The organism is Arthrobacter sp. TmtSoilC79 (genome assembly GCF_059739405.1).
The window spans coordinates 3,291,172-3,312,991 of sequence record NZ_AP046051.1; the positions used below are offsets into that span (position 1 = coordinate 3,291,172).

Annotated in this window: 22 protein-coding genes; 13 read left to right on the forward strand and 9 right to left on the reverse strand. The window is 62.9% G+C overall.

Going from position 1 to position 21,820, the window contains the following annotated elements; translation table 11 throughout:
• The first annotated feature begins 20 nt into the window (after nt 1–20).
• The 3 genes from AC6JA3_RS14975 to AC6JA3_RS14985 are packed head-to-tail and all read left to right on the forward strand — an operon-like array spanning nt 21 to nt 3,880.
• Nucleotides 21–1,637, forward strand: a complete 1,617-nt coding sequence (locus AC6JA3_RS14975; RefSeq protein WP_091551151.1) for an LCP family protein — start codon at nt 21–23, stop codon at nt 1,635–1,637.
• A gap of 53 nt (nt 1,638–1,690) precedes the next feature.
• A complete protein-coding gene (manA, locus tag AC6JA3_RS14980; RefSeq protein WP_497920204.1) occupies nt 1,691–2,941 on the forward strand; it encodes a mannose-6-phosphate isomerase, class I in 1,251 nt (416 codons plus the stop codon).
• 3 nt (nt 2,942–2,944) lie between these two features.
• Nucleotides 2,945–3,880: a lipid II:glycine glycyltransferase FemX gene (locus tag AC6JA3_RS14985; protein WP_497920205.1), complete on the forward strand. Its 936-nt coding sequence runs from the start codon at nt 2,945–2,947 to the stop codon at nt 3,878–3,880.
• 308 nt (nt 3,881–4,188) lie between these two features.
• On the opposite strand, the gene glpX is transcribed toward AC6JA3_RS14985, so the two are convergent.
• Entirely contained in the window at nt 4,189–5,211 is a 1,023-nt protein-coding gene (gene glpX, locus AC6JA3_RS14990; protein ID WP_026542808.1) for a class II fructose-bisphosphatase, read from the reverse strand.
• A gap of 200 nt (nt 5,212–5,411) precedes the next feature.
• Between glpX and AC6JA3_RS14995 the strand changes: the two genes are divergently transcribed.
• From AC6JA3_RS14995 to AC6JA3_RS15015, 5 genes are all read left to right on the forward strand, one after another.
• Nucleotides 5,412–6,113, forward strand: a complete 702-nt coding sequence (locus AC6JA3_RS14995) for a DUF4245 domain-containing protein (protein WP_245232878.1) — start codon at nt 5,412–5,414, stop codon at nt 6,111–6,113.
• Nucleotides 6,114–6,164: 51 nt separating this feature from the next.
• Entirely contained in the window at nt 6,165–6,779 is a 615-nt protein-coding gene (locus AC6JA3_RS15000) for a carbonic anhydrase (protein ID WP_026542810.1), read from the forward strand.
• Between the two features lie 87 nt (nt 6,780–6,866).
• Complete coding sequence (locus AC6JA3_RS15005) at nt 6,867–8,294, forward strand: class II fumarate hydratase (protein WP_026542811.1); 1,428 nt, start codon at nt 6,867–6,869, stop codon at nt 8,292–8,294.
• Between the two features lie 186 nt (nt 8,295–8,480).
• On the forward strand, nt 8,481–9,167 hold the full coding sequence (locus AC6JA3_RS15010) for a TetR/AcrR family transcriptional regulator (RefSeq protein WP_497920206.1): 687 nt from the start codon (nt 8,481–8,483) through the stop codon (nt 9,165–9,167).
• Nucleotides 9,164–10,852: an MDR family MFS transporter gene (locus AC6JA3_RS15015; protein ID WP_497920207.1), complete on the forward strand. Its 1,689-nt coding sequence runs from the start codon at nt 9,164–9,166 to the stop codon at nt 10,850–10,852. Before AC6JA3_RS15010 ends, AC6JA3_RS15015 begins: the two co-directional genes overlap by 4 nt.
• A 5-nt stretch (nt 10,853–10,857) precedes the next feature.
• Here AC6JA3_RS15015 and AC6JA3_RS15020 read toward each other — a convergent pair whose 3' ends face one another.
• The gene (locus AC6JA3_RS15020; RefSeq protein ID WP_497920208.1) at nt 10,858–11,334 is read right to left on the reverse strand and encodes an NUDIX hydrolase; all 477 of its coding nucleotides are present in this window, start codon (nt 11,332–11,334) and stop codon (nt 10,858–10,860) included.
• Between the two features lie 153 nt (nt 11,335–11,487).
• Entirely contained in the window at nt 11,488–12,039 is a 552-nt protein-coding gene (locus AC6JA3_RS15025; RefSeq protein ID WP_497920209.1) for a prepilin peptidase, read from the reverse strand.
• A 61-nt stretch (nt 12,040–12,100) separates the two neighbouring features.
• Here AC6JA3_RS15025 and AC6JA3_RS15030 point away from each other — a divergent pair, with 61 nt between their 5' ends.
• Together AC6JA3_RS15030 and AC6JA3_RS15035 are read left to right on the forward strand one after the other, a co-directional pair.
• Nucleotides 12,101–12,862, forward strand: coding sequence for a hypothetical protein (locus AC6JA3_RS15030; RefSeq protein WP_347781592.1), 762 nt, complete (start codon nt 12,101–12,103; stop codon nt 12,860–12,862).
• 239 nt (nt 12,863–13,101) lie between these two features.
• Nucleotides 13,102–13,746: a GNAT family N-acetyltransferase gene (locus tag AC6JA3_RS15035; RefSeq protein WP_497920210.1), complete on the forward strand. Its 645-nt coding sequence runs from the start codon at nt 13,102–13,104 to the stop codon at nt 13,744–13,746.
• A gap of 166 nt (nt 13,747–13,912) precedes the next feature.
• Here the strand turns inward: AC6JA3_RS15035 and phoH2 are convergent, their stop codons facing one another.
• Together phoH2 and AC6JA3_RS15045 are read right to left on the reverse strand one after the other, a co-directional pair.
• Entirely contained in the window at nt 13,913–15,307 is a 1,395-nt protein-coding gene (gene phoH2, locus AC6JA3_RS15040; RefSeq protein WP_497920212.1) for an RNA 5'-3' helicase PhoH2, read from the reverse strand.
• Between the two features lie 237 nt (nt 15,308–15,544).
• On the reverse strand, nt 15,545–16,351 hold the full coding sequence (locus tag AC6JA3_RS15045; protein WP_051420836.1) for an isoprenyl transferase: 807 nt from the start codon (nt 16,349–16,351) through the stop codon (nt 15,545–15,547).
• A gap of 107 nt (nt 16,352–16,458) precedes the next feature.
• Between AC6JA3_RS15045 and trhA the strand changes: the two genes are divergently transcribed.
• Nucleotides 16,459–17,100, forward strand: a complete 642-nt coding sequence (trhA, locus tag AC6JA3_RS15050; protein WP_091550809.1) for a PAQR family membrane homeostasis protein TrhA — start codon at nt 16,459–16,461, stop codon at nt 17,098–17,100.
• 195 nt (nt 17,101–17,295) lie between these two features.
• On the opposite strand, the gene AC6JA3_RS15055 is transcribed toward trhA, so the two are convergent.
• The gene (locus AC6JA3_RS15055) at nt 17,296–17,616 is read right to left on the reverse strand and encodes a hypothetical protein (protein ID WP_347781595.1); all 321 of its coding nucleotides are present in this window, start codon (nt 17,614–17,616) and stop codon (nt 17,296–17,298) included.
• Nucleotides 17,617–17,722: 106 nt separating this feature from the next.
• The gene (gene mca / locus AC6JA3_RS15060) at nt 17,723–18,628 is read right to left on the reverse strand and encodes a mycothiol conjugate amidase Mca (protein WP_026542822.1); all 906 of its coding nucleotides are present in this window, start codon (nt 18,626–18,628) and stop codon (nt 17,723–17,725) included.
• Between the two features lie 74 nt (nt 18,629–18,702).
• Here mca and AC6JA3_RS15065 point away from each other — a divergent pair, with 74 nt between their 5' ends.
• Complete coding sequence (locus AC6JA3_RS15065) at nt 18,703–19,161, forward strand: DUF4307 domain-containing protein (protein ID WP_026542823.1); 459 nt, start codon at nt 18,703–18,705, stop codon at nt 19,159–19,161.
• A gap of 151 nt (nt 19,162–19,312) precedes the next feature.
• Nucleotides 19,313–19,807 (forward strand): transcription elongation factor GreA, encoded by a 495-nt coding sequence (greA, locus tag AC6JA3_RS15070; RefSeq protein ID WP_026542824.1) that lies wholly within the window; start codon nt 19,313–19,315, stop codon nt 19,805–19,807.
• A 141-nt stretch (nt 19,808–19,948) separates the two neighbouring features.
• On the opposite strand, the gene AC6JA3_RS15075 is transcribed toward greA, so the two are convergent.
• Nucleotides 19,949–20,566, reverse strand: coding sequence for a rhomboid family intramembrane serine protease (locus AC6JA3_RS15075; protein ID WP_026547488.1), 618 nt, complete (start codon nt 20,564–20,566; stop codon nt 19,949–19,951).
• A gap of 14 nt (nt 20,567–20,580) precedes the next feature.
• A complete protein-coding gene (gene ilvA / locus AC6JA3_RS15080) occupies nt 20,581–21,819 on the reverse strand; it encodes a threonine ammonia-lyase (protein WP_026542826.1) in 1,239 nt (412 codons plus the stop codon).
• Nucleotide 21,820 lies beyond the last annotated feature (1 nt).

Consider the following 21,820-nt stretch of genomic DNA (forward strand, 5'->3'; position numbering starts at 1 on the left):
GAAGGCACCGGTTGACCACCATGCACAAGACTCAGAATCAGCCCGGTTCCGCCCTGACTGATCCCGTTCGCTATCCGTCCGGGGCCAGCGCCCCGGTGCGGACCAAACGCGCCTTCGTGCTGGTCCTGCTCACCCTCTTCATTCCCGGCAGTGCCCAGATCGTTGCCGGCGACCGGAGGCTCGGCCGGGTGGCGCTGCGCGTGACGCTCACGGTGTGGGCCCTGGCGCTGGTTACCTTGTTCATCGCCATGGTCAACCGGACCCTGTTGCTCAGTGTGTTCACCCACCCAATCGGTTCCCTGTTGATCATTGTGGTCCTGGTGGCCCTGGCCTTGGGGTGGGCCTACCTTTTCCTTAACACTTTGAGGATCATCAGGCCGGCCCTGCTGGCACCTGGGATGCGGCCCATCATTGCCGTGGTCCTTGCAGCCTCAACGATCCTTGCCAGCGGTTCGCTCGGTTATATCGCCTACGTCCTCAACGTCAGCCGGAATGCCATCGGCAGTATCTTCGATGCCGGCCCCGCCATCGAACCCGTGGACGGACGTTACAACTTCCTCATGATGGGTGGGGACGCCGGGGACGACAGGACGGGACGCCGCCCGGACAGCCTTTCGGTCATCAGCGTTGATGCCAAGACGGGCGAAAGCGCCATCATCTCGGTCCCCAGGAATCTTCAGAACGCCCAGTTCAGCGAAGGTTCGCCTATGCGGAAGATCTACCCGGACGGCTACAACTGCGGCGACGAATGCCTTATCAATGCGGTCAATACCGAGGTCACCAACAACTACAAGGACCTCTACCCCGGTGTGGCCGACCCCGGAGCGCAAGCCACTCTGGAAGCCGTTTCCGGCACCTTGGGAATCACTGTCCAGGCCTACGTGCTGGTGGACATGGATGGTTTTGCCAAACTCATTGACGCCATGGGTGGCATCCGCATCAAGGCCGGCGGCTGGGTGCCCATCAGCGGCCCTGTGACTGACGAAGCCAACGGCATCCATGGCATGCCCGACGGCTGGATACCGGCCGGCGACCAGCACCTGGATGGCTTCCATGCCCTGTGGTACGGGCGGTCCCGTGAGTTCGTGGACGACTACGCCCGCATCGCACGCCAGCAGTGCGTGCAGCAGGCCATGCTCAAGCAACTTGATCCGGCCACCCTGCTGACCAAGTTCGAAGACATCGCCAACGCCGGAACCAAAGTCGTCGACTCGAACATTTCCTCCAACCAGTTGGGGAGCTTCGTGGACCTCGCCTTGAAGTCCAAGAATCAGCCTGTCAAACGGCTCACCATCGGCCCACCGGACTTCGACGCGTCATTCTCCACCGTCCCGGACTTCGACCTCATCCATTCCAAGGTCCAGGAAACCCTCGCCGGATCCAACGGCCCCAAGGCCGATGACGCCCTCGTGACCGGCAACGGCGCAGCTGCCGGAACCATCGTGGCGGCCGGGCCTGTTGCAGGCAGCCACCCGGCGGGCCAGCTTCCCTCACCATCGGCCGATTTCACTCCTGTGACCACCACACCGGACGGCACCCCGATCACCATCGAGCTCTTGAACGGCCTCAAGGCCCAGGGCGATGAGCAAGGCATACGTGACCTTGTGGCAACCAACGGGCAGTGCGCACCACTGTAGGCTTGCAGCTCCGTTCAACCCCACGTCCAGCGCAACGATAAGGACTTTCTTTCGTGTACCAGATTGAGAATGTTTTGCGACCCTATGCGTGGGGTTCGACGACGGCGATCGCAGACTTGCTGGGGCGGCCGGCCTCCGGTGGCCCCGAGGCGGAGATGTGGATCGGAGCCCACCCTGACTCCCCCTCTACAGCTGTCCACCCCAACGGTGTTACCCAGCCCCTGAATGCACTGATCGAGTCCGATCCCCAGCGGTTCCTGGGTTCGGAGAGCCTGGCGGAGTTCGGCCCCCGCTTGCCGTTCCTGGCCAAGTTGCTCGCTGCCGAACAGCCGTTGTCCCTGCAAGTCCACCCCAGCTTGGACCAGGCGAAGGAGGGGTTCGCCCGCGAGAACGCCGCCGGCATCCCCGCCGATGCGGCAGAACGCAATTACCGGGACGATAACCACAAGCCGGAGATGATCTTTGCTTTGACTCCGTTCAAGGCTCTGTGCGGCTTCCGTCCTGCTGCCGGGTCCAAGGCCGTCTTTGAACACTTGGCCCGCGTCCTTGATTCCGCTGCCGTCACTGTCCCGCCCGTGATTTCCAGCGTCATTTCCGATCTCGGCCTGCCCGAGGAGCCCGCTGCCCTGAAAGCAGCCTTCAGCCGCCTCATTGAGGGCGGCAGCCAGGTTTCCGATGCCATCAACGAAGTAGTCGCCGTCTTCTCAGCCGGCGCGCCGTTGGAACCGCATCGTGGGGTTCTTGCTGCGATGCTGGATATCAACGAAGCCTTCCCCGGCGATCCGGGCGTCCTCATCTCCCTGCTCTTGAACCACCTGTCCCTTGAGCCCGGCGAGGTCGTGTACCTGCCGGCCGGAAATATCCATGCGTACCTCCATGGCCTGGGCGTGGAAGTCATGGCTTCCTCCGACAACGTGCTCCGTGGCGGGCTCACCCCCAAGCACGTTGACGTACCCGAGCTCCTCAAGACCGTCCGGTTCGAAGCCTTGGGCGTCCCTCGTGTCCGGGTCAGCGGGACGGAATTCGGACAGGAGCTTTATCGCCCGCCGTTCAAGGAATTCCAGTTGCAGCGCATCGAACTTGCCCCTGGCGCCGAACCGGTGCCTTTGGCACAAACCGGGCCAGCCGTCGTCGTGGTGGTTTCAGGTTCGGTGCTGCTTGACTCGCCCAAGAGCGACCTCCGGCTTGGGCGCGGTGCAGCCGCTTTTGTTCCCGACATTGAGGCTCCCGTCAACGTCCACCCCGTGCAGGGCGCCACAGAGGTCAGCGTCGCCTTTGCGGTGACCACCGGGCTGGGGAACTGATCCATGGAGTTTTTCCTGCAAACGCCCGCTTGGGCTGCCGTCCAACGTTCCCTGGGCCGCCGCGTCCACGAACAGTCCGGTCCTGGCTGGAGCTTCCTGGCCATCGAGGAGAAGAACCCTGCGGGCAAGGTCATTTATGCTCCCTACGGCCCTGTGGCAGAGTCGGTTGAAGCCTTCGACGCCGCTACTGCAGCTTTGGTGGCTTTGGCCAGGAAGGTCCATGCGGTCTTCGTCCGGATGGAACCTGCCGCTTCCGGTTTCACCGCCTCCGACGCCGGTCCCCTCCTCCGCTCGCGCGGCATGCGTCCCGCCCCGGTAAACCAGCAGCCCGAGCTCAGCTGGATCGTGGACCTCGACGGAGATTTCAAAGAGGTCCTGGCAGGCATGAAGCCGACCAACCGGAATCTGTACCGGAACATCCACAAAAAGGGTGTGACCTTCCGGGCTTCACAGGATCCGGCCGACATCAGGATTCTCCTGCACTTCCTGCACCTGACTGCTGCGCGGAACGGCTTCAAACCCCAAAGCGATGAATACCTCACCCAGGTGGCTGCCTCCCTGCTGCCTGCAGGCTGCGGAACACTCTTTATCGCCGAACTGGAGGGCGAGCCGATCGCCGCCGCCTTCGCCTACGACTCCGCTGACACCCGCGTCTACGCCCACGCCGCCCTGGACGACACCCACCGCAAGCTCAGTGCCGGCATCCCCCTCCTGGTGACGCTGATGGCCGATGCCAAGGAGAAGGGCTTGAAGCATGTGGACCTCTGGGGTGTGGCGCCCGAGGACCAGCCTGACCACAAGTGGGCGGGCTTCACGGCGTTCAAGAAGTCCTTCGGCGGCCGCGAAGTGTCCTATCCCGGCACCTGGGACCTCCCGGTCAACAAACTCCGCTACGGGGCATACCAGCTGGCCAGAAAGCTCCGCGACAAAGTCCGCTAAGCCCGGATCTCCCCTAACCCTGACCGCCGCCCTCGCGCACTAGATCAGGTGTCACTCCCACCACCCACTCTGGGCCGGCTCCGACCCCGACACGCCCTGCTTCCCGGCGCGCCCCGAGGAGTACGCAATCAAACTAGGTGGTGAAGGCACACCCCGGGTACACCCTCCCCCACCCTTTAGCAGCGCGAAGCCGAACGTGGCCGGACACAGAGAAGGACGGCGAGTATCGCGAAAGCGGCATCAAATCGACGAGGTACGAGGAGATAGCCGCCGAGCGATGCTCGCCGTCCTTCTGTTAAACCCGGGGGTTACGGCTTGCGCGCGTACGTCTCCCACTTGGATGCGTGGTGCTCAGCCTCGACAAAGCGCACAGTCCCGGACTTGGAGCGCATCACGATGGACTGCGTCATGACGCGGTCCTTCTGGTAGCGCACGCCGTGGAGGAGGTCACCGTCCGTGATGCCGGTGGCTGCGAAGTAGCAGTTGTCCGAGGTCACGAGGTCGTTGGTGGACAGGACGCGGTCGAGGTCGTGTCCAGCGTCGATGGCCTTCTGCTTCTCGTCGTCCGAGGTGGGCCACAGGCGGCCCTGGATGACACCACCGAGGGACTTGATGGCGCAGGCGGTGACGATGCCTTCCGGGGTGCCGCCGATGCCCATGAGGGCGTCCACGCCGGTGCCGGAGCGGGCTGCAGCGATGGCGCCGGCGACGTCGCCGTCCATGATGAACTTGGTGCGTGCGCCTGCTTCGCGGATTTCTTCGACGAGCGGACGGTGGCGGTCGCGGTCCAGGATCATGACGTTGAGCTGGTTGACCTTGACACCCTTTGCCTTGGCAATGAGGTGCAGGTTCTGCTTGACGGGCAGGCGAAGGTCCACCATGTCGGCCGCTTCGGGGCCGGTGACGAGCTTCTCCATGTAGAACACAGCGGAGGGGTCGAACATGGATCCGCGCTCGGCCACTGCAAGCACTGCGAGGGCGTTGTTGATGCCGAGGGCGGTCAGGCGGGTTCCATCGATGGGGTCGACAGCGACGTCACACTCGGGGCCGGTGCCGTCACCAACCTGCTCGCCGTTGAACAGCATGGGGGCTTCATCTTTTTCGCCTTCACCGATGACCACGACGCCGTTGAAGTGGACGGTTTGAAGGAATGAACGCATGGCATCGACGGCGGCGCCGTCTGCCTTGTTTTTGTCACCGAAACCTACCCAGTGGCCACCGGCAATAGCCGCGGCCTCGGTGACGCGGACGAGTTCAAGCGCAAGGTTGCGGTCGGGTTCGTCGATGCCGACGGCGAGCGACGGCGAAATCGTGGAATACTGCTGGGTCATTGGTGCAGGAGACACTTGAACCTCTTCTTCGAGTGACGATTCACGGGACCGGACACGGTTGCGCGGGGCAACCCGGGGTTCCTCTATCAACGATCATAGTCGCCGCGTCCACCGGAGGTCGTTGGATGACCACGGCCCGCAATACCGCCGGTGAGGTCCCCGGATGTGTGTTCCCCGCTGCCATGGGGGATCATGGAAGGGTGAGTGAAACGCAGGACAAGCCCGCAGCTGAGAACCAATCCGACGCTGCACCGGCCACCGAAACCGATGCCCAGGCCATCCCGGATGCCCCGTATAAACCCGTGATTGCGGCGAAAGCTGCCAAACGGGCCAATGCTTCGGTCATCGGCATGGTCATCGCGCTGCTGGTCTGCGTTCTCGCTTTCCTTCCCATCGTCTTGATGAACCCGGCTCCCAAGGGCGAGGGTTTCAGGCCCGATATCGATGTCACCGCGATCGCCCGCAACGCCACTGGTGTGGCGGGATTCACACCCGTGACCCCGGATACGGGCGACACATTCAAACCCAATTACGCCCGGTGGGAATCGGGTTCCGGAAGCGGTGTCCCCACGTGGGAGATTGGTTTCCTGACCCCCAAAGAGGGCTTCATTGGCCTGACCCAGACCAATAAGGCCAACCCCACCTGGGTCCTGCAGCAGACGGAAAACCTCCCCGTCACCGGCACGCGCAACGCCGGGGGCCAGGACTGGGAACTGCGCGATTCCGGCAAGGAAAAGCGCAGTATGGTCCTGGACTACCGGGGTACCACCCTGATCCTGAGCGGCACGGCAAGTCTTGACGAGTTCGCTACCCTCGCCGCCGCCGTCGTGAAGTCTGCAGACCAGGCCCCGGCCGCAAGCGCTCCGGCCTCAGGCACGGCTTCGTCGCAACCGTCCGCGTAATCGCCGCAACAGTTTCACGGACTGCACTCTCCGCGTCGTAAAGTAAGGCTCGTGCCTACTTACCTGACTCCAGCCCTGGCGTGGCGCCGTCTCCGCGAGGGCAACGAACGTTTTGTTTCCGGCGAATCCCTGCACCCCAACCAGGACGCTTCGCGACGATCGTCACTGATTGAGAACCAGAATCCCTTTGCCGTGATCTTCGGCTGCTCGGACTCCCGGCTCGCTGCAGAAATCATTTTTGACCTGGGCCTCGGTGACGCCTTCGTGGTCCGAACCGCCGGCCAGGTCATTGATGACGCAGTCCTTGGTTCCCTCGAGTACAGCATCAGCGAACTCCGTGTCCCGCTGATCGTGATCCTCGGCCATGACAGCTGCGGTGCGGTGAAGGCCACCAAGGCTGCTGTGGAAACCGGCGAGATGCCTCCCGGCTTCATCCGCGACCTCGTGGAGCGCATCACGCCCTCGGTCTTGACGGCCCGGCGCAATAACCAGGACGACGTCAACGACATGGTGGTGGAGCATGTGAAGCAGACAGCCGCCCGCCTGGCTGACAGCTCACGTGTGATTTCCGACGCCATCGACGACGGCCGTGTGGCCGTGATCGGCCTGTCCTACAAGCTCGATGAAGGCCGCGCAGCCCTCGTTTCCGGGATCGGCAAGCTCTAAGGAGGCGTGCTCCGGCCGCCGTGCCGGAGCACGTAGCACTCCCCTCCGGGTTTTCTGTGAGGCGTCCAACCGCCCTAAGCTAGCCCCATGACTTCCACCACTGAGTTCCGTATTGAACATGACACGATGGGCGAAGTTCGCGTCCCCGTGAACGCCCTGTACCGCGCCCAGACGCAGCGTGCTGTGGAGAACTTCCCGATCTCCGGCAAGACGCTTGAGCGCACACACATCGAGGCCCTGGCCCGGGTGAAGAAGGCAGCTGCACTGGCAAACGCCGAACTGGGGGTGCTCGATGGTGAGCTCGCCGAGGCCATCGCCGCCGCTGCCGATGAGGTTGCCACGGGCAAGTACGACGGCGACTTCCCGATCGACGTTTTCCAGACCGGCTCGGGCACCTCGTCCAACATGAACACCAACGAGGTCATCGCCGAGCTCGCATCGCGCGCCCTCGCGGCCGCCGGGAGCGAGAAAGTTGTTCACCCGAATGACCACGTGAACGCTTCGCAGTCCTCCAACGACGTCTTCCCGACCTCCGTCCACGTTGCCGCGACCTCCGCCCTCATCAACGACCTGATCCCGGCCCTTGAGTACCTGGCAGCTTCGCTAGACCGCAAGGCCGTTGAGTTCAAGGACGTCGTCAAGTCCGGCCGCACGCACCTCATGGACGCCACGCCGGTCATGCTGGGCCAGGAGTTCGGTGGCTACGCAGCCCAGGTCCGCTACGGCATCGAGCGCATCAACGCCGCACTCCCCCGCGTTGCCGAAGTTCCCCTCGGCGGCACCGCTGTAGGCACCGGCATCAACACCCCTGCAGGCTTCCCGGAGCGCGTCATCGAACTCCTGGCTGCCGACACCGGCCTGCCGCTGACCGAGGCCCGCGACCACTTCGAGGCACAGGCCAACCGCGACGGCCTGATCGAAGGCTCCAGCCAGCTCCGCAACATCGCCATCTCCTTCATGAAGATCAACAACGATCTCCGCTGGATGGGCTCGGGCCCCAACACGGGCCTCGGCGAGATCGCCATCCCTGACCTTCAGCCGGGCTCCTCCATCATGCCGGGCAAGGTCAACCCGGTCATCTGCGAAGCGTCCATCATGGTCTGCGCACAGGTCATCGGCAACGACACCGCCATCGCCTGGTCCGGCACCAACGGCGCCTTCGAGCTGAACGTGGGCATCCCTGTCATGGCCGCCAACCTGCTTGAATCCATCCGCTTGCTGGCCAACACCAGCCGCGTCATGGCCGACAAGATGATCGATGGCATCACCGCCAACGTTGAGCGCGCCCGCTTCCTGGCCGAGGCTTCCCCGTCCATCGTGACCCCGCTGAACAAGTACATCGGGTACGAAAACGCGGCAAAGATCGCCAAGATCGCCGTCAAGGAAGGCCTGACCATCCGCCAGGCAACCGAGAAGCTTGGCTTCGTCGGCGAGGGCGAAGGCAAGGTCTCCGAGGCCGACCTGGACAAGGCCCTGGACGTCACCACCATGACTTCCCCCGCCCACAAGGCTTAGCACTTAGCGCACTTACTCACCGCACGACGACGGCCGGTACCTTTCGCACGAAAGGTACCGGCCGTCGTCGTACCCCGGAGTTTTTGTACAGCAGACGCCCCTAAGACCCTCCCTCAAGGGCATCTGCTGTACAAAAACTTCTGACTCTTTTTGCACTTTTGGGGTAAGAGTGCAAAACTTTACTCTGTGAGCAATAGTGCAAATATTGATGGTGGCCTCCGCGAGCGCAAGCGGGCCGCCACGCGGACGGCGATTACCGCCGTCGCGCGTTCCCTGACCGCTGAGCATGGCCTCAGCGGTTTCACGGTTGAGGAAGTCTGCGAAGCGGCGGGGATTTCGCGCCGAACCTTCTTCAACTACTTCCATTCCAAAGAAGATGCCGTGATCGGTTCCTTCTCGGATGAATTGCCCGCCGACGCCTTGGAGTCGTTCAACCAGAATCCTTCGCCCACGCCGGACAGCATCTCGGGGACTCTGCTGGCAGCCCTGCATGTACTCACCGTGACCCTGATGGAGCGTTCGTCCATCAGCCGTACCGAAGTCCAGCAGTTCATCGCTGCCATCACGGCTGAACCACAACTTCTGGCCCGCCTGACCCTGGAGGGGGAGGCGCGCGAACGGGAATTCGCCGCCCTGGTGGCCGCCCGCGAAGGGCTGGATCCCGGGCATCCCGAAGTCATGACTGCGACGGCGTTGTTCGGGGCGGTCTCCAAGAAGACAGCCCAGCAGTTCTTCTCGGAGGAAAACACCCGCCCGTACCGCGGGATCCTCGAACAGAACCTCAACGCCGCACGGAAACTCTTCGCCCAGCCGTTGGCCACGAACCAGCAACTGGGCCCCAATCCCCTTGAAACCTCGAAGGACCCCGCATGAGTACAATTTCGAAAGCGGCAGAACCATTGCTGCTGACCCAGAAACGCATCTGGATCATCTTCTCGGCGCTGATCGCAGGCATGCTGCTGTCCAGCCTTGACCAGACCATCGTCTCCACCGCCATGCCCACCATCGTGGGCAAGCTCGGCGGGGTGGAACACCAGGCGTGGATCACTACCGCATATTTGCTGGCCACCACCATCGTGATGCCCATCTACGGCAAATTCGGTGACATCCTTGGGCGCCGCAACCTGTTCCTGGTGGCCATTGCGCTGTTCACCCTCGCGTCCGTGGGCTGTGCGTTTGCCACAGATTTCTGGGGCTTCGTCATCTTCCGCGCCATACAGGGCCTGGGCGGCGGCGGCCTCATGATCCTTTCCCAGGCGATCATCGCTGACCTTGTTCCCGCCAAGGAGCGCGGCAAGTACATGGGCCCGCTGGGCGCCATCTTCGGCCTCTCCGCCGTGGCCGGACCCTTGCTGGGTGGATTCTTCGTGGACCACCTGACCTGGGAGTGGGCTTTCTACATCAACATCCCCATCGGCATCGCCGCATTCATCACCGCCTGGTTCACACTGACCCTGCCGAACAAAAAAGCCGAAAAGAAGATCGACATCCTGGGTGTCCTCTTCCTCTCAGCCGCCACCACCTGCCTCATCTTCTTCACCGACTTCGGTGGCAAGAAGGACGAAGGCTGGGACTCGCCCCTGACATGGGCCTTCGGTGCCGGCATGGTCCTGGCTGCGTTCGCTTTCGTCATGGTTGAACGCCGCGCCGAGGACCCCATCATTCCCCTCAGCCTGTTCAAGAACCCCATCTTCATCAACGCAACGGCCATCGGCTTCACGCTGGGCCTGGGCATGTTTGCTGCCATCGCCTTCGTCCCCACTTTCCTGCAGATGTCCTCCGGAACGTCCGCCGCAGAATCCGGCCTGTTGATGCTGCCCATGATGGTGGGCCTGATGGGCACCTCCATCTACTCCGGTATCCGCATCTCCAAGACCGGCAAGTACAAGATGTACCCCATCCTTGGTGCAGCACTGACCATCGCGGCCATGCTCTGGCTGACTACACTGGCAGCGTCCACCCCCATTTGGGTGATCTGCGTCCAGCTCTTCATCTTCGGGGCGGGCCTGGGCCTGATCATGCAGGTGATCGTCCTGGTGGTCCAGAACTCCGTTCCTGCTGACCAGATCGGCACGGCAACCAGTACCAACAACTACTTCCGCGAGGTAGGTGCATCCCTGGGTGTCGCCGTCTTCGGTGCGATCTTCACCAATCGCTTGTCGGAGTCGTTGACGGAAGCATTCACCGGTGCCGGCGCTTCAGCGGAGCAGGCTTCGCAGTCCACCAGCACTCTGGATCCGCAGGCACTCTCACAGTTGCCGGAACAGTTGCGGGACGCGATCGTCAACGCCTATGCCAATTCCCTGGCGCCCGTGTTCTGGTATTTGGTGCCGTTCATTGCCATCGCACTCATCCTGGCCATCACCCTGAAGCAGATCCCCCTCTCCGACACCGCCGGAATGGTGGCACGCGGCGAGGCGGTTGGCGGCGAGGAAGCCATCCGGCTCGAGGCCGAACGTCTGGAGACGGCACGCTTGGAAGCCGAACTGGCTGCTTCCGGCGGAATCGAAGGCACCTCGGACGGGCTCGACAAGGACCGTGCCGGCGCCGGACGATAGCGGTATCAGTCCTCCACTTGGTATGCCACGGGGCCTTCGGGCTCCGTGGCAAGCCTGATTGCTTCGAGGTTTCCGGCGCTCATCTCCGGAAGGTCATCCAGCGCGAACCATCCCACGTCCAGTGATTCATCATCGTTCACGCGGGCTTCCCCAGAGACGTACCGGCAACGGAAGGTGATGTCCAGGAAGTCACATACATCGCCGTTGGGAAAGGTCACCGGGCCTACAACCCCGACGCCGATGATCCGTTCAGTTTCGGCCACGACTGCCGTTTCCTCGAAGATTTCCCGGACCAGCCCGGGAGCCGGGTGCTCACCCGGCTCCAGCATTCCGGTGATTAAGGCCCAGTGGCCGTTATCGGCGCGTTGACCCAGCAGCACCCTGCCGTCGTCGTCGAACACCACTCCCCTTACTGCCGGAAGCCAAAGGGGATCGTTACCGATCTTTTCCCGCAGTTTCAGGACGAATTCCGGTGCACCCATGTGTCAGCTTTCCTTCACTTCGATGGTCGCGTGTGAGTTCTTCAGGGTGAGTATGTCGCTTAAACACCTGCTGGCCCAAGCATGCCGCAGCCCGGTGAACGCGAAAATACGGGGTGGGTTGCAGTTTGGCCGCAGTTCCTTTCGTTGGAATCTTCAAGAGGGCACGACCACCATCGCAGCCGCCGCTCCGGCCAACATGAAAGGGCCGAAGGGGATGGCCGAACGCAGGGTACCGCGGCGTGAGACCAAAATCACCAGGCTCCACAGCCCACCCAAAATGAAAGCGGCGAACGTCCCTGCAAACAGGTGGCTCCACCCCAGGTAGCCCAGGTAGAGCCCCAACACACCCGCCAGCTTGACGTCGCCAAAGCCCATGCCGGGTGGGTGGATGAGACGCAGCACGAAATAGAAAAGCCACAGCACAGCGCCTCCCGCGAGGACCCGGAGTCCCGGTACAGCGAACAGCGTGGCTGAAAGCTGCTGGCCCTTGCTTCCGCCGTCCAAGAACGACACGAGGGATGCCGCCAGCAGCAACACCCCGGCCACGGCGTAGGAAGGGAAAACGATGCGGTTGGGCAACAGGTGGCTCCGCACATCGATTACCGTGAGCCGGACAGCCATCACCACGAAGTACAAGCAGGCGGCCATCACCAGCCAGAAGCCCAGCGGGCTGGCATCCCAGAGGTCGGAGAGTCGTCGGATCACTCTCGGATGCTATCCCGCTTTGGCCGCCGGGCCCGCTTGAAGGGCTGCGTAAACTGTGGATATGGGGAGCTACAGTGCAGGAGGACCGGGTTTCGACCTCTCCTCCACATTTCGGAATCTTTGCCGTTCTTCGCCGTGGAAATGGACGAGCCTCCGCTTCGAGTACCTGGAAAGGCCCGGGACGGGCTCCAACATGGTCCGCGCATGGCTGAGGCGGCCAGGCGCTCTTCGCATGGAAACTCCGGACGGCCAATTGCTGCACAGCACCACGGGCATCAACGACTCCCGGGATGATCTGTACGTCTCCTCAACACGCCGCTCATGGTTGCTTCCAGCCCATCTGGTGACGCCCGTTTACGACGACGCCGGCTTGGTCCGCCGCCGACCGGAGGCCGCCTACGGGGAGCCCTCGTTCGGCAACGGCCGCCTCGCGGCAGCACTGGATCCCGTGGAACTGGCCGGCAACGCTCCCGTTCCCCTCGAGTTCCCCGACACCAACCCGGTCTTCCTTGAGCAACCGCGGGAGGTTGACCATGAGGGCCGCCTGGCTTTGGAATCCATCGTCACGCCGAGCCGGACCTACGTTCCCTCTGACCCCTCTGAACCCCTGGCCCACCCCGGGAGGACGCTGATCAGGATCGACGCCGGTACCGGCGTCTGTGTGGCCAGCCAGAGCCTGGACGGAGACACCTCGGGAAAGGGCCACTGGCTGAAGATCCTTGCGGTGGACGAGTACATGTTGGACGACCTTTTCCTGGCCGAGTCCATGAACCTCACCGACGTCCGACGCCACATCCCTTGGGACATAGGCCCCGCCGCCTGACACCCCCGCCGCCGAGGGGCGAGCTCCCGGCAGTATCGGAGCCGCCAAAGCCCCGAAACCTAACCCCTCGGCGAGCGTGACGGAACACCCCAGCCGCCGAGCGGCGAGCTCCCGGCACTATCGAAGCCGCCAAAGCCCCGAGATCCAACCCCTCGGCGAACCTGAGGTGCGGCGCGGCCTGGGAAGCGCCTGCCCCGGTGTGACTCGCGTGGTTCCTCCTGCCGGGCTAAGCTACGGCGATGACATCGCTGGCAGACATTTGGCCCCCGTTCGGACTCGTCCTCACCACCCCGAGGCTGAGCATCCGTCCAGTTCTCGACGACGACATCCCGGCCGCCGTCGCCGCGGCCCGTTCCGGCGTCCACGAGCCCGGCAAGAGCCCCTTCAGCACCCCGTGGACCGATCTTCCGGACGATGAACTCGCTCCCAATATGGCCCAGTGGTACTGGCGCTGCCGCGCTAACTTCATCCAGGAATCCTGGACCCTTTTGCTCGCGGTCTGGAACGAGGATGAGTTCCTCGGCGTCCAGGACATCGGCGCCAAGAACTTCTCAACGCTGAAAACCGTCAGCACCGGCTCTTGGCTCAAGCAGTCCGCACAAGGCAAGGGCTTCGGCAAGGAGATGCGGGCCGCCGTCGTGAGTTATGCCTTCGACTACCTGAACGCCGAAGTGGCCGAATCCGAGGCCGCCCGCTGGAACCAGAAGTCCTTGGGCGTCTCCACCAGCCTCGGCTACGAGCTGAACGGCATCTCCCGGGAGGGCTGGGGAGACACAGCCCAGGAAGTCCAAAAAGTCCGGCTCACTCCCACCACTTTCAAACGCCCGGACTGGACCCTCAAAGTCCAAGGCCACGAAGCGCTGAAAACCTACCTCAAGCTCTGACGGATTTCCACGGCGACAGCGTGGCTTCGGTCTCCCGCGAAGGAGCGCATCGCGACGCATCGGACCCCGAAGGTCGCCCAGCGACCTTCGGGGTCCTTTTGCGTTGTGTCTAAGCGACGGCGGGAGTCCGTTGCCGCGCGGTGGTGACCACGGTGCGGAAATGAACCTAGATTTCAGCCCCTTCAAGTAGTTCCGTCACCAGCGCAGCAATCGGCGACCGTTCCGAACGGGTCAGCGTGATGTGACCGAACAAGGGGTGACCCTTGAGCGTCTCGACAACAGCGGCCACACCGTCATGGCGCCCAACCCGGAGGTTGTCGCGCTGGGCGACATCGTGGGTGAGGACGATCTTTGAGTTTTGTCCGATGCGGCTCATGACGGTGAGGAGGACGTTTTTCTCGAGGGATTGTGCTTCGTCGACGATGACGAAGGCGTCGTGCAGGGAGCGCCCACGGATGTGAGTCAGGGGCAGGACTTCAAGCATGCCCCGGTCCATGACTTCCTCGACGACTTCCTGGCTCACCAAGGCTCCCAGGGTGTCGAACACGGCCTGGGCCCAAGGGTTCATTTTTTCGGACTCGGATCCGGGCAGGTAGCCAAGTTCCTGGCCGCCCACTGCGTACAGGGGCCGGAACACTACAACCTTGCGGTGCTCACGGCGCTCCAGGACAGCTTCCAGGCCGGCACAGAGAGCCAGTGCGGATTTGCCTGTGCCTGCACGTCCGCCGATGGAGACGATCCCCACGGCGGGGTCCATGAGCATGTCGATGGCCAGCCGCTGCTCGGCGGAACGTCCGTGGAGGCCAAAGACATCACGATCGCCCTTGACCAGGCGAACCTGTTTGTCCGCCCCGACCCTGCCCAGTGCGGATCCGCGGTTGGATAGAAGGACCAAGCCTGTATTGACCGGGAGTTCGGCGGCAGCTGGAATGAAGACCGGCTCGTGGCCATAGAGCGTGGTGATTTCGTCGTCGTTGGCCTCAACCTCGGCCATACCGGTCCAGCCGGAGTCTTTGACGAGTTCGTTGCGGTACTCGTCGGCTTGCAGTCCCATGGCAGAGGCTTTGACACGCATGGGGAGGTCTTTGGACACCACGGTGACGTTGTGGCCCTCGTTCGCCAAATTCTTGGCTACGGCCAGGATGCGGCTGTCGTTGTCGCCTCCACGGAAGCCGGCCGGCAACACGTCCGGGGAAATGTGGTTCATTTCCACCCGCAGCATTCCACCGTCCGTGCCGAGGGGGATGGATCGGTCCAGTCCTCCGTGTTCGATCCTCAGGTCGTCCAGGAGCCGGAGTGCTTTGCGGGCGAAGTACCCGAGTTCTGGATCGTGGCGTTTTCCTTCCAGTTCGCTGATGACCACGATGGGGACGATGACTTCGTGTTCAGCGAATCGCAGCAACGCGTGCGGATCGGACAACAGGACGGACGTATCGATGACGTAGCTGCGGCCTGTGGCGGATTTTTTGGTCCGCGCTGTTTGTGGGACGCGCTTGGCGCGAGAGGTAGCTGCACTTACCCCGTCGGAAACCATTGCGGGCAGTTGCTCAGAAATAGCCACATCGACTCCAGCCCCGGGCAGTTCGCCCGGCCTAATGGTGAAGCGGCTCGGCCGGAAGGCCGGGCGTGGCCTCCCATGTAACTGGTGCGATGTTCCGCTCCATGTATTGGCCTCCCCGATCAGCGGGCGGTTTTGCCTGCTGATGTGATTAACGTAATCCCGGACACATTCATTTCCGCAACCCGCGCCCGGCAAGTCGCATGTCGGGGGCGTTAATTTTTGGTGAACCTGCCGGCTTTAGGTTCCGTAGCGGCGCTGACGTCCGGCATAGTCCCTAAGCGCCCGCAGGAAATCAACCTTGCGGAACGCGGGCCACAACGCCTCGCAGAAATAGAACTCGCTGTAAGCGCTTTGCCACATCAGGAAGCCGGAGAGCCGCTGCTCGCCGGAGGTGCGGATGACCAGGTCGGGGTCAGGCTGTCCCCGTGTGTAGAGGAAACGGGATATGTCGTCCACCGAAAGTTCATCTGCCACCTCCGTCATGGTCCGGCCTTTGGCAGCGGCGTCGTGCAGCAGTTCCCGGACGGCGTCGACGATTTCGCGGCGGCCGCCGTAGCCGACGGCGACGTTGACATGGATCTTCTCGTGGACCGGCGTGCGGGCCGTGAGTTTGTTGAGCCGTTCGGCGAGGTAGTCCGGCAGGAGCTCAGGAGCACCCATGGCATGGACGGAGACGTCCTCGTCTTCGTCCAGGCGGTCCATGGTGTTGGCGATGATTCCCATGAGGAGGTCAAGTTCCTCACCGGAGCGGTTCATGTTGTCAGTGGAGAGCATGTAGAGCGTCACTACTTTGACGCCGAGCTCCTGGCACCACCCGAGGAATTCGTGGATTTTGTCCGCACCGGCCTGGTGCCCCTGGCTGGTGGGTGCGTTGAACTGGCGCGCCCAGCGGCGGTTGCCATCCACCATGACACCAATGTGTCCCGGGATCTGGTCCTGCTTCAGGGATCTGAGGAGTTTGCGCTCATAGAAGCCATAAAGGAAACCGGGCAGCTCCACCGGACTCTCACCTGACTTCCTTGCTTGTACGACGACGACGCACATCCTAGGCTACCTTCCCCAGCTGGGCAGCCGGTGCAGCAGGCGGTCAAAAACAACCCCGCACTTGTTACCCTGCGGTAACTTACCGGAACGTAAGTTATTGTTTAACCATGGCTGAGCTCGTTGAAACCAAGCCCCTTTGGCGCGGCTGGATCCATGCTGTCGCGGCTCCTTTTGCCCTCGCTGCGGGCATTGTCCTGGTGTCGGTGGCACCCACGGCGGACCGCAAGATCACCTCCGCCATCTACGCGTTAACAGGCTTCCTGCTGTTCGGTGTCAGTGCGGTGTACCACCGGGGAAACTGGTCCCCCAAGGTCCGTATGGTCCTCAAACGGCTGGACCACACCAACATCATGCTGGTCATTGCCGGCAGTTACACTCCGCTGGCCTGGTCGTTGCTGGAACGCTCCGAGGCCGTCACCCTGTTGTGGCTCGTGTGGTCCGGCGCCATCGTGGGGGTGCTGTTCCGGGTTCTATGGACGCATGCTCCCCGATGGCTGTATGTTCCCGTCTACATCGCCTTGGGCTGCGGGGCGTTGTTCTACTTGCCGCAGTTCTTCAGCGCCAACGCGGCCGCGGCGATCCTGATCTGCGTGGGCGGCGCCCTGTACATCGCCGGCGCGGTGTTTTACGCCATCAAGAAGCCCAATTTCAGCCTCAAGCACTTCGGCTTCCACGAACTCTTCCACGCCTTCACCGTACTGGCCTTCGCTGCCCATTTCATCGCCATCATGATGGCTGTGCTGAGCTAGTTCGCGCTCTTTCAGATGCCCGAGGCCATCGCCGGCAAGCAAACGGGCATGTCAGCGGCTGCAGCGGCCTGAGGCACACCACTGAAGAACCCGCGACGGCGGGAACTTCGGCGCGGTGCTGAACCCACCGACGTCGGGTCTTCAGACGGGCGAGCCGCCTTCACCGCTTATTAGCAGGGGTTTCAGCCAGGTAGTTCAGCGCGCCCCGGGCGCGGCATCGCCGTTCTCATCTGCTGTGGGCGCCGCGGCGTTCCCTGTCGGCGCGCCGTTCCCCGTCTCCGCGTCGTTCTCTGACTCAGCGGCCAGCCGGGCTTCCTCCACCTGGGCCCGGTAACGGACGCGCCGGATGCGGCGGACCATGTCCACAATCAGGAACGTGGTCAGGATGACGATGAAGGCCGTGAGGACGAAGCCCCATGTACCGGGCGTCACCTGGTCCTCGGACAGGCCGGGCCGCAGCGTGCCCGAGGGGTTGGGCGACGGGGTAACGGTCAGGGCGAGAATCAAGTGCTGCACGTTCAAACCTTCTATGGGAGCTGATGCATTGCCGACGAGCGGCAGGTAGCCGGAAGCTGGGTGGCCCGGCAGCAATTTCTACGGACGATAGAAACTGCCGGAGTTCTTATCTTATCCCTGCGAACAGGTCCTTCTCCGGCAGCTCGGACGGCACCGTGGACTTGACCAAGGTGTAGTCCTCCCATGGCCACGCCGTCCTCTGCAGATCCGGCGAAACTGCGAAGAAGAAGCCCAGGGGATCGATCTGGGTACGGTGGGCCCGGAGTGCGTCGTCGCGCGCTTCGAAGAAATCACCGCAATCAACCTGTGTGGTGGTCTGGTGCCCGGGAGGAACGGGCGTGTGGCCCTCGGCGTCGGCCTCCAACCACGCAGCAAGGCGCTCAGCGTACGGGGACTGCAGCCCCGCCTCTTCCAGCGCGAAGTGCAGTGCACGGAATCGTTCAGGACTGAACGCCCGGTCGTAGTAGAGCTTGCTCGGAGCCCACGGCTCCCCCATGCCCGGGTAGCGGTCCGGATCGCCGGCGGCATCGAACGCTTCCACGGCAACCTTGTGCGCCATGATGTGGTCCGGGTGCGGGTATCCGCCGTTTTCGTCGTAGCTCAAGATCACGTGCGGCTTGAAACTGCGGACCAGCCGGACCAGGGGCGCCGTGGCGCGTTCGAGCGGCTGGAGCGCGAAGCACCCCGGCGGCAGGGGCGGAAGCGGATCGCCCTCCGGCAGGCCCGAGTCTACAAAGCCGAGCCACCTTTGCTGGATTCCAAGGACAGCAGCTGCATTGGCCATTTCGAGCCGCCGGGCGCCGGCCATATCCCGTTTTGGATGGGGCGCATCCTCCATGGCCGGATTTTGGATGTCACCACGTGAGCCATCAGTGCACGTAGCGACCATCACATCCACTCCCGCAGCGGCGTACATTGCCATGGTCGCCGCACCCTTGCTGGACTCATCATCCGGGTGGGCGTGGACGGCGAGCAGCCGCAGCTGCTGGTCGGAACTGCTGGACGCTGTCACGTGACGGCTCCTCTTTCGTGGATCAAGCTGTGTGGGCGGTGATGGGGCGCCGGGATCGGCACTAAACTGGACGGGTGACTTCAGAGGACCTATCGGCCACCCAAGTACCGGCAAGCACCAGCCTAGCCAATCGCTACGGCGGTCAAAAGCGCGCCATGACCCGCAAAACCAAGCGGAACATCATCATCGGCGCCCTGGTCATCGGGATTGGGTTCGCGGGCTACGTCGCAACCGGCTCCGCGCAGGCCCCGGTCACGTTCAAGGACATCGGCTACAGCACCGTGGACGGCACCCAGGCAGAGGTGGATTACCAGGTCACCAAATACCCCGGAGCCACCGCCAAATGCGCCATCAAGGCCTTGGATTCCAAGTTCGCCGTAGTGGGCTGGAAGGTTGTGGAGGTCGGTCCCAACGATCCCCAGGACGACCCCGACGGCGGCAGAACCACCGTCCAGCGCACGGTCCTGCGAACCGAGTCGCCGGCCGTCTCGGGAGTGGTGGACAACTGCTGGATCACCGACAGCGGGAAATAACGATCATGTGACCCATGACTCAACCGGTTTGGGTTCGTCCAAAGGATTTACTACAATGGATGAAACCTTCACCCCGTTAAGTTGGTTACTGAGTTCCAAAGTGGCCACCTCGGCGGGGTCTTTTGCATTGTCAGATCTAGAGGAGAAATCCGTGTCTACCACCAATAGCGCCACTGCGGCTTGGCTCACCCAGGAAGCTTTCGACCGCTTGCAGGCTGAGCTGGACCACCTTTCCGGCGCTGGCCGGGCGGAAATCGTCCAGAAGATCGAAGCTGCCCGCCAGGAAGGCGACCTGAAGGAAAACGGCGGCTACCACGCAGCCAAGGAAGAGCAGGGCAAGATCGAGGCCCGCATCCGCCAGCTCACCGCACTCCTGCGCGACGCCCAGGTGGGCGAGGCCCCTGCCGATGACGGAATCGTTGAGCCCGGCATGCTGGTTGTTGCCCGCATCGCCGGCGATGAAGAGACGTTCCTGCTGGGTTCCCGCGAGATCGCCGGGGATTCCGATCTGGACGTCTTCAGCGAGAAGTCACCTTTGGGCGCTGCAATCATCGGCCACAAGGAAGGCGACAGCCTGAGCTACGTCGCCCCGAACGGCAAGGAAATTCCGGTGGAGATTGTCTCCGCCAAGCCTTACGTCGCCTAGGCTCCGGCCCACAATCCCGAAATACACGACGCCGGCCCACCCCTTAGCGGGGCGGGCCGGCGTTTTTCGTGTGGTCACCCGACTGGGTCGCGGTCCAGCTCGTTCCCTGCGCAGGGAACGAGCTGATCCGGGACCTACGGGTTAGAGATCCACGGCCTTGGATTTGGGTCGCAGCAGGACAGCAGCGATGATCCCGCCAACAGCACCGCCCAGATGCGCCTGCCAGGAGACGAAGCCCATCACGGTGGGCAGCACGCCGAAAAGAATGCTGCCGTAAGCCATGAACAGCACCACTGAAAGCAGGATTTGCCACCAGCTCCGGTTGAAGAATCCGCGCACCAGCAGGAATGCGAAGAATCCGAACACCAGCCCGGACGCTCCGACGGTCACTCCCCCGCCTCCAATGAGCCACACTGCAAGGCCCGAGCCCAGCCAGCTGAAGGCCAGTGCCGTGATGAACACCCGGACCCCGGACAGGAAAACCAGGAACCCGAAGATGATCAGGGGCAGCGTGTTGGAGAGCAGGTGGTTGAAGTTCGCATGCAGGAGCGGGAACGTCAGGATGTCCAGCACACCGTCCATGGAGCGTGAACGCAAGCCAAAGGTGTAGTTCAGGCCGTGGCGCATCAGGGTGTTGACCATCTCGATGACATAGAGCAGGATCACGAATCCACCCATGACAAGAAGACCACTCTTCGCCCGGCCGGCCAGCGACTCCCGGTCTGCTTCCTTGGATCCTTCTGGCATTCCCAGCACCATGGGCGCTCCTCCCGTCAGTGCACCACAATCGGCTGGAAGCCCTCGGCCCGCAGTGCGCCGAGAACCTGTTCGCCGTGTTCATGGCCCTTGGTTTCCAGGTTGATGGTGATGGAGACGTCGCCCATGCTGATGGAACCGCCCAGACGGGTGTGGTCCAGGCCTGTGACGTTGGCGTCGTTTTCGGCAATGATGCGGGCAATTGTGGCCAGGGAACCAGGGCGGTCGTCGAGCATCATGCGCACCGTCATGAATCGTCCTGCGGCTGACAGGCCACGCTGGATGACTTTGAGCATGAGCATGGGATCGATGTTGCCGCCCGAAAGCACGACGGCGGTGTTCCCCGGGTTTTCGATCTTGCCATCCATGAGTGCGGCTACTCCCACCGCACCGGCTGGCTCAACCACCATCTTGGCCCGCTCCAGGAGGAAGATCAGCGCCCGGGCCAGGGAGTCTTCGCTGACAGTGACAACGTCGTCCACCAACTCACGGATGATGCTGAAGGGCAACTGTCCCGGGCGGCCCACGGCGATGCCATCAGCCATGGTGGTGACCTTTTTGAGCGGAACCAAGGCATCAGCGGCCAGTGACGGCGGGTAGGCGGCAGCATTCTCCGCCTGGACGCCGATCACGCGGATTTCACGTCCAAGTTCTTTGGCCCTGGCCTTGATGGCCACCGCCACGCCGGCCAGGAGTCCACCGCCGCCGACGCCCATGAGGATGGTGTCCACGTTGGGGATCTGGTCCAGGATTTCCAGGCCGATGGTTCCTTGGCCCGCAACGACGTCCACGTTGTCAAAGGGGTGCACGAACACTGCACCGGTCTCATTGGCGTAGCGCTGCGCTTCAGCCAGGGCTTCGTCAACGTTGTGGCCATGCAGGACAACTTCTGCACCGTGGCTGCGGGTGGCCGCCAGCTTGGGCAGTGCCACGCCGAGCGGCATGTAGATGCGGGCGTTGATTCCCAGGCTCTTTGCGGCCACCGCAACGCCTTGGGCGTGGTTGCCTGCCGAGGCTGCAACGACGCCGCGCTTCTTTTCGTCCTCGGTCAGCCGGGCCATGCGCACGTAGGCGCCGCGGACTTTAAAGGAGCCTGCGCGCTGCAGGTTCTCGCACTTGAAAAAGACGTTGCCGCCCACGAGGCTGCCAAGGGCACGGGACGACTCCACCGGAGTCTTGGTAATAATGCCCTCGAGCAACTCCTGCGCCTTGAGGACATCGTCCAGCGTGACGGGCAGGGTTTCGAGGGTATTCACT